Consider the following 17,103-nt stretch of genomic DNA (forward strand, 5'->3'; position numbering starts at 1 on the left):
GATCGGGCTTCAGGCTGCGATCTGCACGATGGCGCTGTCGGTCAGCGCGCGCCAGTCGATCCATTCGCCGACCGCGATGCGCGTGCCCGGGAGCGTTGAAACCGATGCGCCACCCGGCTCACCGTAACGCAGGGTCAGCGTCTTCCCCTCCAGCCGCAGCGTCATCTCGAAACCCGGCCAGCTTGCCGGCACGCGCGGCGTCACCGACAGCATGTTTCCGCGCACCGTCAACCCGAGCAGCGTTTCGACGGATGCCCGATGCAGCCATGCCGCCGAGCCGGTGTACCAGCTCCATCCGCCGCGCCCGACATACGGCGCGGCGCCGTAGATGTCGCCAGCCATCACATACGGCTCCAGCTCGTACAGCGGCCCTCGCACCGGATGCTCCGCACGGTGTGCAGGGCTCAGGCCCTCGAAACTCTCCCACGCCGCTTCCGTGTCGCCCGACAGCGCCTGCGCCATCAGCGCCCACACCGCCGCATGCGAATACTGGCCGCCGTTCTCGCGCACGCCGGGCGGATAAGCCTGGATGTAGCCGGGGTTGTTCTCCGAGTGCGCAAGCGGCGGATACAGCAGTCGCAGCAGGCCGGCGGGCTTGTCGTGCAGTTCTTCCTGAAGCGACTGCATCGCCGGTTTCGTATGTGCGTCGTCGGAAGCGCCGGAGAGCACCGACCACGCTTGCGCGATCAGGTCGATACGGCATTCCTCGTTGACCGACGAACCCAGCGGCGCGCCGTTGTCGAAGAATGCGCGGCGGAACCATGCGCCGTCCCAGCCCGAGTCGTGCAGCGCTGCGATCCAGCCGCGACGCGCGGCCTGCCAGCGTTCTGCCCGTTCGTGCTCGCCGCGCGCGATGGCGAAGGGCGCATAGCGCTCGACCACGCTGCACAGGAACCAGGCCAGCCAGACCGATTCGCCGCGCCCCTCGTGGCCAACGCGGTTCATGCCGTCGTTCCAGTCGCCGGTGCCCATCAGCGGCAGTCCGTGCATGCCGGTCGCGAGGCTGTGATCGATGGCGCGGGCGCCGTGTTCGTAGACGTTCGCCTGCTCGGCGCTGATCTCCGGCGCGTAGTACGCGTCCTCTGCGCCGGGCGGAATGCCGGGCCCGTCGATGAAGGCGATCATTTCGTCGAGCACGGCCGTGTCGCCGCTGACTTCGACATAGTGCGATGCCGCATACGGCAGCCACAGCAGGTCGTCCGAAAAGTGCGTGCGCACGCCGGCACCGCCGGGCATGTGCCACCAGTGCTGCACGTCGCCGGCCGGGAACTGGCGTGCCGCGTTGACCAGGATCTGCTCTCGCAGCCGCGCCGGATCGGTCAGCGCGAAGGCCATCGCGTCCTGCAACTGGTCGCGGAAACCGAAGGCGCCGCCGGCTTGATAGAAGCCGGCCTTCGACCAGAGCCGGCAGACGAGTGTCTGGTAAACCAGCCAGCGGTTGACCATCGCATCGAAGAGCGGGTCGGGCGTGCGGACTTCGAGGCGACCGAGCAATTCGTCCCAGAAGCCACGTGCCGCTGCCAGAGCCTGCGGTACGTCGCGCTGCTGCCAGCGGCGGGCCAGCGCCAGCGCGGACTCGGCATCGACGGCATGGCCGAGCTGAAAGCTGAATTCCACGCTTTGTCCGGCATCGACCGTGAATTCGCCTGCCACTGCAGCACAGGCGTCGAGCCCGCTGCCGGCGCGCTGGAGAAGGGTGTCGGGCAATTCGACGCGTCCGTGCGAGGCAAAGAATTCGCTGCGTTCGCATGTCCACTGCACCGCGCCGCCCAAACCCGCCAGCGCGACGAAGGCCGTGCTGCCGCCGAAGCCGCCGCTGGATTCGCGCTGCTGGCCGAACACCGCCGAGAGATCGTCCGGTTTCCAACTGTGCACGGTCCGGCGTTCGCCGCGCGCCGCGCCCATCTGCCATTCGACCAGCGCCACGGCCCGCAACCGGCGCCGGGTCGTGCCCTGGTTGCGCACGTTCACGTGCACGACCTTCATGCGATCGTCGCGGTCGGCGAAGAAAGTCGTCTCGAGCCGGATGCCGCCGTGCGTGCATTCGAAGACGCTGTAGCCCTGGCCATGGCGCACGCGGTGACGAGCGCCCGCAGCGTCGTTTCCGGCTGGCGTCAGCGGCAGCATTTCGCGCGTGTCGATGTCCTGCAGCAGGTAATGCTCGAAGGCGGGGTCCTGGATCGGATCGTTCGACCATGGCGTCAGCTGGTGCATCCGGCTGTTGCCAGCCCAGGTGTAGCCGGTGCCGGCTTCGGAAACCTGGAAGCCGAAATTCGCGTTGGCTATCACGTTGACCCACGGTTTCGGGGTCCGGTGACGTGCATCGACATCGAAACAGAACTCGCCGCTCGCAGCGTCGAAACGACCGCGTGAAGGTTGCGCGGGCGTCGTTGCAACCACAGGCACAGGCATAGCCACAGCCACAGCCGCAGGCGCAGTCGCAACCGTCGGCGCTGCAGCATCGCGCAACGCGGCAACCTGCGCTTCGAGCGTGCGTCCGTCGGCTGTGAATACTGCGCGCGCCAGCGTCGACAGCGCAGCCTTCTCCGAAGCCGCCACTTCCACGTCGCGCAGCAGATAGAAGCCGGCCGAATCGTTGCGCGGGAAGCTGTTCTGAGTCTGCTGCGACACGCGGCCGCGCAGCGCCTCGATCTCGCGTTGCAACGGCATGAGGTACGAATTGGGTTCGCTGTTCAACACCACCAGATCGCAGGCCACGCCGCCGAAACCAAGCCACGGCTGCGCACGCAGCAGCGTGTCGACCAGGCCCAAGCCCGAAAGCGAATGGATGTACACCAGCATGATCGGCTTGTCGCCCGAAATGCCGAATCGCCAGATCTGCTTCAGGTCGATCTGTCCCCGATCGCTCATCACGCGTGGCGTGGTGTACGTCAGGATCGTCGTCAGGTCCTGAAGCGCCAGGTTCTTCGCCGGATCGATGCTCAGGTCGCGCAGCCGCACCTGAGCCAGCGTCGCGGCCAGGCGCATGGCGCGCTCGACGTGCATCGGTTGCAGGTAGCGGTCGATGCGAGGCACCAGCGCCTCGACGTCCTCGTCGGCAGCGGTGGCGAAAGTCACACGTGCCGTCGCGCCGGGCTCGATGCGCACCTGCACCCGCAGGCAGGCGATCGGGTCCAGGCCGTTGATCGGTGCACCGCGCGGGTCCAGCGGCTGGGCGTCCAGCGCGGGCGAGGCGAGCGTGCGATTGCGGCCGATGAAAGCGCGCCGGTCGGCCATGCAGCCGATCGACAGCACATGTGCATCGGCCGCAGCGACGAAATGCGCCGCCGCCACCACCGCATCGCCGTGCAGACGCGGCTTGCGCGACAGCAGCAGCGCGCGCCAGTTCGGCTCCCAGCGCGATTCGACGAACAGATTGGCGAACGCCGGATGCGCCTCGTCGGCCTTCGGGTTCGACAGCACCGGTTCGAAGTACGAAACCAGTTCCAGCGTCCGGGTACGGTCGCCGGAGTTATGCAGCGTCACGGTGCGCAGTTCGGTGTCGTCTTCCGGGCTGATCAGCACCGTCGTGCGTGCCTGCAGACCGTCGCCGCTGGCCTCGAATTGCGCCTGGTCGGCCAGGAAACGCGTCCGGTACCGCCAGCCTTCGCCCGGTGCGGGAAGGGAAGTCAGCGATGTCAGCGCCTCGCTGCCGACGTCGCGCACATATATAAAGGTGCCGTAGCCGTCGCGCAGCGGATCGTCGCGCCAGCGGGTCACGTTGAACGAGCGCCAGCGGCTCACGCCGGCGCCGCTCGCCCGCAGCGCCACCGTGTAGCGGCCGTTCGACAGCAGATGCGTCGGCTGGAAGCCGGGTGCGGTCGGGTCGACCAGGCGCGGCTGGTGCACCGGCGCCAGTTCGGCGCGGTTGGGCTCGGGCGGCTGGCGCGGATCTGCGCTGCCGATGATCTGGCGCGGCGTGCGCTCGTGCAGCAGCGACGCATGGGCCTCGATCAGCGGCGCGCTGCCGAACCAGCGCTGTGGCGCTCCGTCGCGCAGCACGTTGCTCAAGGCCACAAGCACCATGCCCTGGTGATGCGCCATGAAATTGCGCACAACGCTCAGCGGCTCGCCCTTGGGCTGGCGCGACACCGTGAAGTCGACCGCATCGAAGAATCCATACTCGCCGCGCGCGCCGAGCGATTCGAGCCGCTGCAGATTGGCGACCGCATCGGCGGGTGCAACCAGCGCAGCCATTGCGCTCGCATACGGTGCGACGACGCGGTCGGTCGGCGGCGTGCGCCGCAACGCGAGGCGCGGCACGCCGAACGGCGAGTATTGATAAGCCAGCGAATGGTCCTGCGCGAAATACGCGGATTCGGACACGCCCCACGGCAACGATTGCTGCTCGCCGAATGCCTGCTGCTCGCGCACCGCCGCCAGGTTGGCGACCTGCAGCAGTCCATCGTCGGGCTCGGCCATCACCAGCGCCGGCATCAGATATTCGAACATCGAGCCCGACCACGACTTCAGGCCCGGCTTGTCGCCCACCGACAGGAACGGCCGGCCGAGCGCCATCCAGTGGCGGCGCGGCACGTCGCCCTTGGCAATCGCCAAAAAGCTCAACAGCCGGGATTCGGAAGCCAGCAGGTCGTAGTAGCTGGCGTCGAGCGTGTCGTCCTCGACCCGCAGGCCGATGTGGAAGAGATGCCGCTTGGCGTCGTACAACCCGCGAAAATCCATCGCATGGCACATGCGCTCGCAGCGCTGGGCCAGCAATGCCAGCAGGTCGCGTTCGGATTCGTCCGCATCGGCTGCGAAGGCGCGGCAGGCCTGGGCGACGGCCAGCAGGTGACCCGCCATGTTGCCGCTGTCCACGCTCGACACATAGGCCGGCGGCAGCGGCTTCAGCGTGCGCGTGTCGTACCAGTTGTAGAGATGGCCGCGATGCTTCTCGAGCAGGTCGACACTGTCGAGCGTGGCGCGCAGGCGCATGGCCAGCGCCGCATCGTCGATCCAGCCGAAATCGCGCGCACAGCAGCAGGCCAGCAGGTACATGCCGACGTTGGTCGGCGAGGTGCGGTGCGCCAGCGTCGGCTCGGGTTCCAGCTGCAGGTTGTCGGGCGGCAGGTGGTTGTCTTCTGGGCCGACGGCGCGCTCGAAGAATTTCCAGGTGTCGCGCGCCAGCAACTGCAGGTAGGCGCGCTGGTCGGCATCGAGCGCGGCGGAGGCCTCGCTGTCGCGCGACGGTGCCACGCGGCTGGCCCACCACGCGGCGACCGGCGACAGCGCCCACAACGCGAACAGCAGGAAACCAGCAACCGGATGGACACTCCAGACTGCGGCGGCTATCGAAAGTGCGATGCAGACAGCCGATGTCGGCGCCGCGCCGCGCACGAAAGCGGCCAGTCCGTAGCGGGCCTGCGCCTGCGCCTGTTCGGCGGTCGTCCACTGCAGCAGGTTGCGCCGGCTCACGCACAGGCGCCAGAGCGCGCGCAGCGAGGCGTCGAGCAGCAGGCGCGTCTGCGCCGCCAACTGCACGAATTGCCAGGCTGCGCCTGCCAGCGCGCGCAGCAATTCGACCGAGCCGACGTCGAAGAAGTGTCGCAATGCGATCGAGCGCCGCGTCGGCACCATTCCGGCCAGGGCGCCGAGCAGCGGCCCGAGCACCAGGGCGGCCGCGACGGCGGCAAAAGCCCAGGCCAGCGGAACGGCATCGGTGAAAACCGCCAGCGCGAGCAGCAGGGTGGACGCCGGCACGACCAGCGCGCGGCGCAGGTTGTCGCTCATCTTCCAGAAGCCGAGCGCGTCGATGCCGTAGCGCTTCGCGCGCAGCATCAGCGGCAGCAGTTGCCAGTCGCCGCGCGTCCAGCGGTGGATGCGCGATGCAGCCACGCCCGCATGGTGCGGATGGTCCTCGATCAGCACCAGGTCGCTTACCACGGCGCAGCGCGCTACCGTGCCTTCGAGCAGGTCGTGGCTGAGCACCGCGCCGTCGGGCAGGCGACGGTCGAGCGTGGCGTGCAGGGCGCGCACGTCGAGCAGGCCCTTGCCGGTGAAGGAGCCGATGCCGAACAGGTCCTGATAGACGTCCGACGCGCCGCTGCTGTACGGATCGATGCCGCACTGGCCAGCGAACATCCAGTGGAAGAACGAGCGTTCTTCCCGCGTCGGGAACGGCGTCACGATGCGCGGCTGAAGGATGCCGAATCCGGCGACGACTCGGCCGGTGTCCGAGTCGATCTGCGGCGCGTTCAGCGGATGCGCGGCGATGGAGACCAGTTCGCGCAGGCCGCCGGGCGGCAGGCCGGTGTCGCTGTCGAGCGTGACGACGTAGGGAATGTCGCTCGCCAGCCGCAGACCGGGTGCAAGCGGCAGGAATCCGCTTGCATCGCCGGCGGCGAGCAGGCGCACCAGCATCTCGATCTTTCCGCGCTTGCGTTCCCAGCCGATCCAGCGGCGTTCGGTGTTGCAGAAGGTGCGCGGGCGATGCAGCAGCAGGAAGCGGGGCGCTGCGCCGTCGGCGGCCGGATGGCGCGCGTTCAGCAGCGTAATTCGGGCCAGCGCGTCTGCCAGCAGCGCAGCGTCGTTCGGCATCGATGCTTCGGCGGCGTCCGCCCAGTCGGTGACCAGCGCGAACTGCGCGTTGTCTTCGCGGTTGGCCAGCCAGTGCAGTTCGAGCCGGTGCGCCAGGCGCGCGTTGCCATCGATCGAACCCAGCATCGTCGGCATCGCGACGAGCACGCGATGTGCGGGCGGAATGCCGCCTGCGAAGTCGAGTCGGGGCAGCGTCTGCACGCGTGCCGATTCGGCGATCATCCGGTGCACCAGCGCGATGACGGCTTCGGACACCGGCCAGATCAGCAGGATCAGCGCGGCGACGGTGGCGGCGCCGAAGTCGGATTGCCGGTGCAGCAGACCGCGCGAAATGCCGGCGATCACCAGTGCAGTACCGACTGCGATGCATGCCAGATAGATCCTCAGGCGCCAGTTGCGCGGGATCGTTTCGGTGCGCTCCGGTCCGAATGCACCGTGGCTGGCGTCCGACGACGGATGCAGGCGCCGCTTGACCAGCAAGGCGTCGATCAGCGCCGGCCGGCCGCGGCCGAACAGGTGATAGCCGGCCGTGTGGGCCGCGTCGGTCCCGCGGGCGGGCGGCAAGGTCGGCAGGCCGCCTTGAGCGATTTCCGACGCCGCGGTGGCCGTCTGCGCGAGCTGCAGTACCGTTTCTGCCACCGTGCGCTCGGTGCGCTCGGTGATCCGCGCGACCTGTTCCATCGCGTGGGTGATCTGCTGGCGCGTACGTTCGCTTTCGGCTGCGAAACTCGGCAGCTCGCGGAGGACGCGAAGAGAACGGCTCACCGGTTCGATCAGATCGGCCCACTCGACCTGGCCGATCAGGCGCAGCGTGGTGATGATGTTGCCGACGGTCAGGTTGGCCGCGGCCTGGTTGGCCTGCGCTTCGTTGATCAGCGCCGGTCCCGTGGGGCAGTGGCGCTCGGTCCAGGCGACGACGGGCGGTGGATGCTCGCCGCGTTCGACTGGCAGGCGCTGCCAGAGCTGCGCGCAGTAACTCTGGTGCAGGCCGTGCGACTGGACCATGCCGTAGATGGCGTCGAGATCGATGTCCGACAGCGGCTCCTCCGCATCCCACACGGCATGCGCGACCTCGCGCGCGACCTTGTTCTCGGCAATGCTCTCGGCGATCCGGCGCAGGTTCTCGAGCAGCACGACGCGCAAGGTCGTCGGCAGCGCCCAGAGTTCGCCCAGCGTGAGCTCGTCGACTTCCTGGTAGGCATCGAGAAAAGCCGTGAATAGGTCGGCGTTGAGCACGCTGTCGGTGTGCGCCACGTAGGCCCAGGCGATGCCGTAGACGCGCGGCAACCCTGCGAGCGGAGGCGCGGCGAGCTTCGGCAACCGCGCGTAATAGCTGCGCGGCACGCCTTCCCGGATCTGCTGGAGCTGTGCTTCGACCAGATGGAAATTGTCCAGCAGCCATTCGGCGGCAGGCGAGACATAGCGACCGCTCTGCGAGATCAGTGCGATGTAATCGAAGGCGCTGCGCAGCGATGCAAGGTTCTCGTCGACGCGCGGGAAGAACGGCGCGACACCCGGGTCGGCTCCAAGTTCCTGCACCGCCTGCGCACGCGCGAGGCTCCGGCCGTGCTGCGCGAAGCGCTGGATGCCGAAGAGTTCGGCTCTGATGGGTGGCTGGGCCGGCGCGAGCGGCCGGAGGAGAAGCGCGCTGGCGTAGGTGCTGAGCGACGCCAGGCGCTGGATGGCCGGCGCCACCGCGTCAGGCGAGCGCGAGGACGGCGATACCGACGGAGGCCGCGATGCAGGCCATCGTCACGATGCGGCCGGCCGCCATCGCATGAGCTTCCTGGAGATGGCTTCGCACGGCAAACCAGCGGCTCTGCGACGCCGCGCAATGGCTCATGTGCGACGCCAGGTCATCGATGTCGCTGCTGACGAAATCGAACGGCACACGAGCCGAAGTTGCACTGATTCCGGCGGAAGAAGCAAGGGTTTGCGACGAAGACATGACGACCGTTCCTATGAAAAACGTTAACGACCGCGCGAAAGTGCGAAATTTTGTTTACGTTCTATTGACTTGGTCTCAGGGTACTCCCTTGGTAATGGCCTTTTTCAGCCGGCTTGGCGCATTGCAGCGTAGGCCGACGGATGACATCGCTTCCTGGACCCTTTCCTCAGCCGGTATTGCGCAATCCCGCCGCCACCCCGTTGATGGATATGTGGATGCCGCGCTGCAGCCTCTCGCCGCCTTCGCCGGCCCGGTAGCGCCGCATCAGCTCGACCTGCAGGTGATGCAGCGGATCGATGTACGGAAACCGATGCTGCACCGAACGCTGCATGTCGGCATTGCCGGCCAACCGCTGCTTGGCACCGGTGATGAGCGTCAGCGCGTCCGACGTGCGATGCCATTCGGCCTCGATCATTCCGAACACCTTCTGGCGCAGCTTGCGGTCGGCCACCAGTTCCGAATAGCGCGTCGCGAGCGCCAGATCGCTCTTCGCCAGCACCATGTCCATGTTCGACAGCAGCGTGCGGAAGAACGGCCACTGCACGTACATGCGCTGCAGCAGCGCCTGGCGCTCCTTGGCGGCCTCCGGCGTGGCGGCGCCGGCGACGAACTGCTCGATCGCCGATCCGAATCCGTACCAGCCCGGCAGCGTCAGCCGGCACTGACCCCAGCTGAAGCTCCACGGAACGGCGCGCAGGTCTTCGATGCTGCGGTTCGGGTTGCGCGATGCGGGGCGCGATCCGATGTTGAGTTCGGCGATCTCGCGGATCGGCGTCGCGCTGAAGAAGTAGTCGCCGAAACCGGGCGTTTCATAGACCAGCTTGCGGTAGGCCGCCATGCTTGCCGACGACAGTTCGCCCGCCGTCGAAAGAAACGTGGCCGGTGCCGCCTTGCCGGCCGGCAGCAGCGTCGCCTCGAGCGTGGCGGCGACCAGCGTCTCCAGATTCCGCCGGCCGATTTCCCGGTTGGCGTATTTGGAGCCGATGACTTCGCCCTGTTCGGTCAGCCGGATCTGGCCGCGCACCGTGCCGGGCGGCTGCGCCAGGATCGCCTGATAGCTCGGACCGCCGCCGCGCCCGACCGTGCCGCCGCGCCCGTGGAACATGCGAAGCCTGATCTGCGGTCCGGTGCCGTTGAGTTCGTCGAAGAACTTCACCAGCGCCGTGCCGGTGCGATAGAGCTCCCAGTTGCTGGTGAAGATGCCGCCGTCCTTGTTGCTGTCGCTGTAGCCCAGCATCACGTCCTGCAGCGCGCCCGAGCGCTGGACCAGCGCCTTGATGCCCGGCAGCGCATAGAAGGCCCGCATGATCGGCGCCGCGTTGCGCAGGTCTTCGATGGTTTCGAACAGCGGCACGACGATCAGGTCGCAGACGGCGCCGCCCGCACCGTCCTCGGCATGCAGTTCGCCGCGCATCAGCCCGACTTCCTTCTGCAGCACCAGCGCCTCCAGCAGGTCGCTCACGGTTTCGGTGTGGCTGATGATGTAGTGGCGGATCGCGGCGGCGCCGTATCGCGCGCGCGACGTGCGGGCAGCCGTGAAGATGGCGAGCTCGCTGCGGGTCAGCGGCGTGTAGTCGGCATCGGGCACCCGCAGCGGCCGCGCTTCGCCGAGCAGGCGCAGCAGCAGCGTCTGCTTGGCGTCTTCGTCGAGCGCCATGTAGCCGGATTCGATGCGTGCGTGCGCCAGCAGGTCGGCGACGACGGCTTCGTGCTTGTCCGAACTCTGGCGCAGGTCGACCGTCGCCAGGTGAAAGCCGAACACTTCGACGGCGCGGATCAGCGGGCCGAGGCGATGCGCGATCAGCGTGGCGCCGTGCTTTTCGGTCAGCGATTCGGCGATGGTGCGCAGGTCGGCCAGGAAGGTCTCGGCGTTCGGATACGGATTCTGAGGCGCGACCGCATGGCGCGCGGCCTCGCCGCCGGTCAGGTCGCGCAATGTCGCGGCCAGGCGCGAATACACGCCGGTCAGCGCGCGGCGGTAGGGCTCGTCGACGCGGTGGTCGTTGTGGTCCGGCGAGGCTTCGGCCAATGCCTGCATCTCGACCGAGATATCGACCAGCGTGGCCGAGAGCGACAGTTCGCCGCCCAGGTAATGCACTTCGGTCAGGTAGTGGCGCAGCGCGAGTTCGCACTGCCGGCGCAGCGCGTATTGCAGCGTGTCGGCGGTCACGTTCGGATTGCCGTCGCGGTCGCCGCCGATCCACTGGCCCATCCGCAGGAACGGTGCGATGCCGCTGTGGCCGAGCGCGGCTTCCAGATCGGCATAGACGCGCGGAATCTCGCGCAGGAAGGTCGCCTCGTAATAGCTGAGCGCGTTCTCGATCTCGTCGGCGACGGTGAGCTTGGTGAAGCGCAGCAGGCGCGTCTGCCAGAGCTGCGTGACGCGGATGCGGATCTGCTTCTCGTTGTCGGCGTACTCGATCGGCGTGAGCGCGTCCTTCTTGCCGGCGAATGCGCGCTGGCGCAGGCCGATCTCGTCGCGGCCGGTCAGCAGCAGGGCAATGCCGCGTTCCGCATCCAGGATGCTCTTGCGCTGCACTTCGGTCGGATGCGCGGTCAGCACCGGCGAAACGTAGCTGTGCGCCAGCGATTCGACCACCGCCTCAGGCGAGATTCCGGCCTTGCGTATGCGGGCCAGCGCGGTTTCGAGGCTGCCGTCCTGATGCTCGCCGGCACGGTCGGAATCGGTGCGGCGCCGGATCTGGTTGCGGTCTTCCGCCAGATTGGCGAGGTGGCTGAAATAGGTGAAGGCGCGGATCACGCGGACCGTCTCGACGGCGCTCAGGCCCTTGAGCAGGTTCTTCAGCGCGCGGTCGGCAGCATGGTCGGCATCGCGGCGGAAGGCGACGGACAGGGTGCGGATCTTCTCCACCAGTGCATAGGTGGCTTCGCCTTCCTGCTCGCGGATCACGTCGCCGAGGATGCGGCCGAGCAGCCGGATGTCGTCGATGAGCGGTTGGTCTTCGCTGAAACCGTTGGGGGTGTTGGGGGTGCGCGCTGGCGCCTTCTTGCCTGTTGTCATTCTTTTGAGCTCCTCTTGTCGGGTGCCGAAGTCGGGAAGGTCTGGTGAAGGGATGCCGGCAGCGTTGCTGCGGCGCAACATGCTAGCATTCCGACGGTCTTTTTCACTGGAAAACGCTGTGAGCAACATCGTGATCGCGACGCGCGAAAGCCGTCTGGCACTCTGGCAAGCCGAGCACGTACGCTCGCTACTGCAAGAAAGAGGCCACACCGTCAGCCTGCTGGGCATGACGACGCGCGGGGACCAGATCCTCGACAAGTCGCTGAGCAAGGTCGGCGGCAAGGGGCTCTTCGTCAAGGAACTCGAAACCGCCCTGACCGAAGGCCGCGCCGACATCGCCGTCCATTCGCTCAAGGACATGCCGATGGACCTGCCGCCCGGCTTCACGCTGGCCTGCGTGCTGGAGCGCGAAGATCCGCACGACGCCTTCGTCTCGCCGAACTTCGCTTCGGTCGAAGATCTGCCGCAGGGCGCCGTGGTCGGTACCTCGAGCCTGCGCCGGCTGGTGCTGCTGCGAGCGCTGCGCCCGGATCTGCGGATCGAACCGTTGCGCGGCAATCTCGACACGCGCCTGAGGAAGCTCGACGAAGGCCATTACGACGGCATTGTGCTGGCCGCGGCCGGGCTGATCCGGCTCAATCTCCAGAGTCGCATCCGCCACGTCTTCACGCCGGCGCAGATGCTGCCGGCGGCCGGGCAGGGTGCGCTGGGCGTGGAAGTGCGCGACGACCGCGCCGACCTGATCGAACTGCTGGCGCCGCTGGCCAACCGCCGCGACTGGCTGGCCACCGCCGCCGAGCGCGCCGTCAGCCGCGCGATGGGCGGCAGTTGCTCGATGCCGCTGGCCGCCCACGCGCGCTGGCAGGGCGACGGCGGCCTGCATATCGACGCGGCCTGGGGCGACCCGGACGGCAGCGGCGCGCTGGTGCAGGTGCATGCCCATGCCGACGCGGCGAGCATCGGAAACTTCGACCAGGCGCGCGCGCTGGGCGAGGAAGCTGCTGCGTTGCTGTGCGCCAACGGTGCGCGTCCGTCGGAAGGCGCCCCGGCTGCGCCCGACGTCTGAGCCGTCTCCGATGACGACGACGTTGCCGTTGCCGTTGCCGTTGCGTGTGATCGTCACCCGTCCCGCGCGCGAGGCCTCGCGCTGGACCCACGATCTGCGCGAAGCCGGTTTCGATGCCGTCTCGCTGCCGCTGATCGCCATCGAACCGGTGCTGGAAGCCGGCCTCGAAGCGCTCGACGACGCGCGCGAGCGCATGGGCGACTGCACGGCGCTGATGTTCGTCAGCGCTCCGGCCGTCGAGCATTTCCTGCCGCGTGCCGATGAGGCATCGTTTGCAGGCGACAGCGGGCTGCCGCGCTTCTGGGCCACCGGTCCCGGCACCGTGCGCGCGCTGCGCCGGGCCGGCGTTCCCGAATCGCGGATCGATTCGCCGGCGCACGACGCCGGACAGTTCGATTCCGAAGCTTTGTGGACATGCGCCGGTTCGCAGATCGGCCCCGGCGCGCGGGTGCTGATCGTGCGTGGCGGCGACGCGGACGGCCGGCCCACCGGGCGCGACTGGCTGGCGCGGGAGGTCGGATGCGCGGGTGGCGCACTCGACACCGTGGTCGCCTACCGCCGCCTGGCCCCGACGTTCGGCGACGCCGAGCGCCGGCTGGCGTCCGAGGCGGCGGCGGACGGCAGCGTCTGGCTTTTCAGCAGCTCGGAATCCATCGGTCACCTGGTCCGGGCGATGCCGTCGACCGACTGGCGCGCCGCCCGTGCCGTCGCGACCCATCCGCGCATCGGCAATGCGGCGCGCGAGGCGGGTTTCGGCACCGTGGGGCTCTCGCAGCCGGGGTCGGCCGCATTGGTCGCGTCGATAGAATCGTTCAAATGAGTTCCGCGTCCACGATCCCCGACGAAGCCTTGCCGGACGGCCTCGCACGCGTTTCGATACCGGCCGCGCTGACGGCTTCGGCGACGGCGCGGCACGAGATCGGTGCGGTCATGCTTACGCGCATCGCGATGGGGCTGCTGGCGATCCTGGCGCTGGTCGCGCTGGTGATCGGCATGGTGCTCTGGCAGAAGGTCAGCGGCATGCAGGAGCAGCTGGCACGCCAGAGTGCCGATTCTCTGGCGCAATCCCTCGAAGCCCGCACGCTGGCGCGCCAGGCCAACGACACCGTACGCGACACCGCGGCACGCCTGACGCTGGCCGAAAGTCGCGTGGCCGAGGTTGCGCTGCAGCGCTCGCAGCTCGAGGAGCTGATGCAGAGCCTGTCGCGCTCGCGCGATGAAAACCTGGTGGTTGACATGGAGTCGGCCCTGCGCCTGGCGCTCCAGCAGGCGCAGGCGACCGGCAACATCGAGCCGCTGCTGGCCGCCTTGCGCGCCGCCGACCTGCGGATCACCCGCGCCGCGCAGCCGCGCCTGGCGCCGCTGCAGCGCGCGGTCCAGCGCGACGCCGATCGTCTGCGGGCCAATGCGAGCGGCGACGGCAGCGATGCGCTCCGCCGTATCGACGAACTGATGCGCGGCGTCGACGAACTGCCGACCGTGAACGCGCTCTCGGTGCGTGGCGGCGGCGGCGATCCGCTGCAGGCCGAGCCCCTGCCCGCCGATGCGCCGATGTGGCAGCGCGTGCTGGCGGCGGTCCGTGCCGAGGCGCGTTCGCTGGTGCGTGTCGGGCGTGTCGAGCGTCCGGAGGCGGTGCTGCTGGCGCCAGACCAGACCTTTTTCCTGCGCGAGAACCTCAAGCTGAAGCTGCTGAGCACGCGCGCGGCCTTGCTGTCGCGTCAGGTCGAAGCCGCGCGCTCCGAGCTGAGCGCCGTTTCGGTGGCGCTCAACCGCTACTTCGATCCGTCGTCGCGACGTGTGCAGGCTGCCGCAACGTTGCTCCAGCAATTGCAGTTGCAGGTCAAGACGACCGAAGCGCCGCGCATCGACGACACCCTTGCAGCGCTGGCGACGGCCGCAGCCGGCCGCTGATGCGCGCTGCACTCTGGTTCCTGGCGCTGTTCGGGATCGCCTCCGCGGTGGCCTTGTTCGCGGGCGACAACCCCGGCACCATCACCGTCTACTGGGCGCCGTACCGCATCGACCTCTCGCTGAACCTGGTGCTGCTGCTGATCGCGGGCGCGTTCGTGCTGATGCACTTCGCGTTGCGCGGTTTGTCGGCGTTGTTCTCGTTGCCTAGCCAGGCGCGACAGTGGCGTGTGCAGCAGAAGGAGCGGGCGCTTCATGCCGCGCTGCTCGATGCGTTGGCGCAACTGCTGGCCGGGCGTTTCTCCCGGGCACGCAAATCCGCACTGGCCGCACTGGCGCAGGAAAAGACGCTGGCCGCGCTCGATGTCGTGTTGCCGCAGGCTGTGCAGGTACGGATGCTTTCCCACCTCCTGGCGGCCGAAAGCGCGCAGGCCCTGCAGGACCATGCGGCGCGCGACGCCCATCTGCAGCAAGCGCTCAACGAAGGAACGGGTAGCGGTGCGCCCGGCCCGGAAACGCGCGAAGGCATACAGCTGCGTTCGGCGCACTGGGCGCTGGAAGACCAGGACGCATCCGCCGCGCTGGCCCGCCTGGAAGAGTTGCCCCAGGGCGTGCAGCGGCGCACGCTGGCCCTCAGGCTTCATCTGCGGGCAGCGCGCCAGGATCGCCGCACGCTCGAAGCCCTGCAGACCGCACGTCTGCTGGCCAAGCACCGTGCGTTCTCCGAGGTCGCCGCGCAAAGCATCATCCGCGGCCTGGCCACTGAGCTGCTCAACGGGGCGCACGATGCGGCGCAGCTGATCCGTGCCTGGGCAGACCTCGAACCTGCCGAGCGAGCGATGCCGGAGGTCGCGATCCACGGCGCCCAATGTATCGCGAACATGGGCGGCGATCTCGCCGTCGCACGCGGCTGGCTGCTACCGGCCTGGGAGCGCATGACCCGGAACGAACGGAGCGAGCGCCATGATCGCGACCTGGGTCTCGGCGGCGCGCTCAGCATCAAACTGGTGCGCGCCCTGGAAGCGGGGCTCGAGTCCGTCGACGCGGACTGGCTGGCGCGCATCGAGGCTGCGCAGCGCAACGACCCGCGCGATCCCAATCTCCAGTACCTGGCCGGCATGGCCTGCATGAAGCGGCAGCTGTGGGGCAAGGCCCAGCAGCTGTTGTCGCAGGCTGTACAGGGGCTCCAGGACCCCTACCTGCAGCGCCGTGCCTGGCTGGCGTTGGCAACACTTGCCGAGCAGAGGGAAGACACGATGCAGGCCACAACGGCCTGGCGTCGTGCTGCCCAAGTGGAAATTACGTGACAGTTTCTGGGGCGCAGTGCAACAAGTTGTGATTTTTTTGGCTTGTACACTGCTTTTCATCGGCTAGTCGATATACAACCAGAAACAAATTGAACAATCTACACAGCGTCGGGTAAAGTCCCACCTGTTTCCAAAAGTATTCATTTTGGTGATTTCGGAGTCAGATTTGAAAAGTTTTTCATTACACGCAGTCATGTTCGCAACCGTTGGGTTGCTCGTTCAGGGCTGTGCGCCGCTCGCCCCGGGCTTCAGTTCGGCCAGAAGCGATGCGGCCATCGCCGTATCGCCGTCCGGTTTCTCGTCGGCGACAGTCGACGCGCCGCCCGCCGGCGCGCTGACTGAAATCACGCCCGCGCTGATCCAGGCCCAGCGTCTCGCTACGCCGGCCGCCATCAGCCCGCAGGTGATGGCGCTGGTCGGCGAGCCCGAGCCTTATCGCATCGGACCGGGCGACGTCGTCGGCATCGTGGTGTACGACCATCCCGAAATCGCGTTCAGCGCGACGCCCGCGACCACGGTGGCCGATCCGGCCAGCGTCTCGCCGGCACCGGGTTTCATCGTCTCGAACACCGGACAGCTGACTTTCCCGTATGCAGGCCCGATCCAGGCTTCCGGCATGACGGTGCAGCAGCTCGAGGACTCGCTGGTCCAGCGTCTGGCACGGGTCTTCAAGAATCCGCAGATCAGCGTCCGCGTCACGGCTTTCCGCAGCAAGCGCGCCTACATCGAAGGAGAGGTCAAGCTGCCGGGTCTGCTGGTTTTCACCGACATTCCGATGACGCTGGCCGAAGCGCTCAGCCGTTCGGGTGGTCTTGCCGTCACCGGCGACCGCTCCTTCGTGACCCTGACGCGCGCCGGCAAGACGATTCCGCTCGACCTCGTCGCGCTGACCGACGCCGGTATCGATCCGACCCGGATCCCGCTGAAGAACGGCGACCTGATCATTGCGCGCAGCAGCGCCGAGAGAAAAGTCTCCGTGATGGGCGAAGTGATGGTGCAGGGCACGATCCTGATGCGCAACGGTCGCCTGAGCCTGAACGAAGCGCTGTCCGAAGTCGGCGGCGTCAACCTCAACCTCGCCAATCCGCGCCAGATCTTCGTGATCCGCAACGAACCGACGGGTCAGGCGATCTTCCATCTCGACGCCCGCACGCCGACCGCTCTGGCATTGGCCGACAGCTTCCCGCTCAAGGCCAGGGACGTGGTCTACGTCGATGCCGTCCCGCTGGTGCTGTGGAACCGCGTGATCAATCTGGTCCTGCCGTCCGCGGCCACTGCGAACACCTTGCGTGATATTTCGAGGAACTGACATGCA

General features: G+C 67.9%; 8 protein-coding genes. 5 read left to right on the forward strand and 3 right to left on the reverse strand.

Features of this window, described 5'->3' with window-relative positions; translation table 11 throughout:
• Positions 1-9: 9 nt before the first annotated feature.
• The 3 genes from ACSFA3_RS12275 to ppc all read right to left on the reverse strand — a co-directional run bounded on the left by ACSFA3_RS12275 (position 10) and on the right by ppc (position 11,507).
• Complete coding sequence (locus ACSFA3_RS12275; RefSeq protein ID WP_435505720.1) at positions 10-8,232, reverse strand: glycoside hydrolase family 94 protein; 8,223 nt, start codon at positions 8,230-8,232, stop codon at positions 10-12.
• A 4-nt stretch (positions 8,233-8,236) separates the two neighbouring features.
• Positions 8,237-8,485 carry a hypothetical protein gene (locus ACSFA3_RS12280; protein WP_435505721.1) on the reverse strand — a complete coding sequence of 83 codons (249 nt, stop codon included), beginning with the start codon at positions 8,483-8,485 and terminating at the stop codon, positions 8,237-8,239.
• A 166-nt stretch (positions 8,486-8,651) separates the two neighbouring features.
• Positions 8,652-11,507 (reverse strand): phosphoenolpyruvate carboxylase, encoded by a 2,856-nt coding sequence (gene ppc, locus ACSFA3_RS12285; protein WP_435505722.1) that lies wholly within the window; start codon positions 11,505-11,507, stop codon positions 8,652-8,654.
• 79 nt (positions 11,508-11,586) lie between these two features.
• Between ppc and hemC the strand changes: the two genes are divergently transcribed.
• From hemC to ACSFA3_RS12310, 5 genes are all read left to right on the forward strand, one after another.
• A complete protein-coding gene (gene hemC / locus ACSFA3_RS12290) occupies positions 11,587-12,573 on the forward strand; it encodes a hydroxymethylbilane synthase (RefSeq protein ID WP_435505723.1) in 987 nt (328 codons plus the stop codon).
• Positions 12,574-12,583: 10 nt separating this feature from the next.
• On the forward strand, positions 12,584-13,393 hold the full coding sequence (locus ACSFA3_RS12295; protein WP_435505724.1) for a uroporphyrinogen-III synthase: 810 nt from the start codon (positions 12,584-12,586) through the stop codon (positions 13,391-13,393).
• 110 nt (positions 13,394-13,503) lie between these two features.
• Positions 13,504-14,484 carry a uroporphyrinogen-III C-methyltransferase gene (locus tag ACSFA3_RS12300; protein ID WP_435506215.1) on the forward strand — a complete coding sequence of 327 codons (981 nt, stop codon included), beginning with the start codon at positions 13,504-13,506 and terminating at the stop codon, positions 14,482-14,484.
• The gene (locus tag ACSFA3_RS12305) at positions 14,484-15,788 is read left to right on the forward strand and encodes a heme biosynthesis HemY N-terminal domain-containing protein (RefSeq protein WP_435505725.1); all 1,305 of its coding nucleotides are present in this window, start codon (positions 14,484-14,486) and stop codon (positions 15,786-15,788) included. The genes ACSFA3_RS12300 and ACSFA3_RS12305 overlap by 1 nt, the downstream gene beginning before the upstream one ends.
• A 193-nt stretch (positions 15,789-15,981) precedes the next feature.
• Positions 15,982-17,097, forward strand: a complete 1,116-nt coding sequence (locus ACSFA3_RS12310) for a polysaccharide biosynthesis/export family protein (RefSeq protein WP_435505726.1) — start codon at positions 15,982-15,984, stop codon at positions 17,095-17,097.
• Positions 17,098-17,103: the final 6 nt, after the last annotated feature.

It is taken from the genome of Variovorax glucosi (assembly GCF_051216695.1).
In the GTDB taxonomy this organism is placed as follows: domain Bacteria; phylum Pseudomonadota; class Gammaproteobacteria; order Burkholderiales; family Burkholderiaceae_C; genus Variovorax.

What these genes read in the sequence shown, in the direction of transcription:
- ACSFA3_RS12280 (WP_435505721.1), bottom strand. Translation starts at nt 8,485, where the DNA reads ATGTCTTCGTCGCAAACCCTTGCTTCTTCCGCCGGAATCAGTGCAACT.
- ACSFA3_RS12310 (WP_435505726.1), top strand. Translation starts at nt 15,982, where the DNA reads ATGTTCGCAACCGTTGGGTTGCTCGTTCAGGGCTGTGCGCCGCTCGCC.
- ACSFA3_RS12300 (WP_435506215.1), top strand. Translation starts at nt 13,504, where the DNA reads ATGCTTACGCGCATCGCGATGGGGCTGCTGGCGATCCTGGCGCTGGTC.
- ACSFA3_RS12295 (WP_435505724.1), top strand. Translation starts at nt 12,584, where the DNA reads ATGACGACGACGTTGCCGTTGCCGTTGCCGTTGCGTGTGATCGTCACC.
- ACSFA3_RS12305 (WP_435505725.1), top strand. Translation starts at nt 14,484, where the DNA reads ATGCGCGCTGCACTCTGGTTCCTGGCGCTGTTCGGGATCGCCTCCGCG.
- hemC (WP_435505723.1), top strand. Translation starts at nt 11,587, where the DNA reads ATGCTAGCATTCCGACGGTCTTTTTCACTGGAAAACGCTGTGAGCAAC.
- ppc (WP_435505722.1), bottom strand. Translation starts at nt 11,507, where the DNA reads ATGACAACAGGCAAGAAGGCGCCAGCGCGCACCCCCAACACCCCCAAC.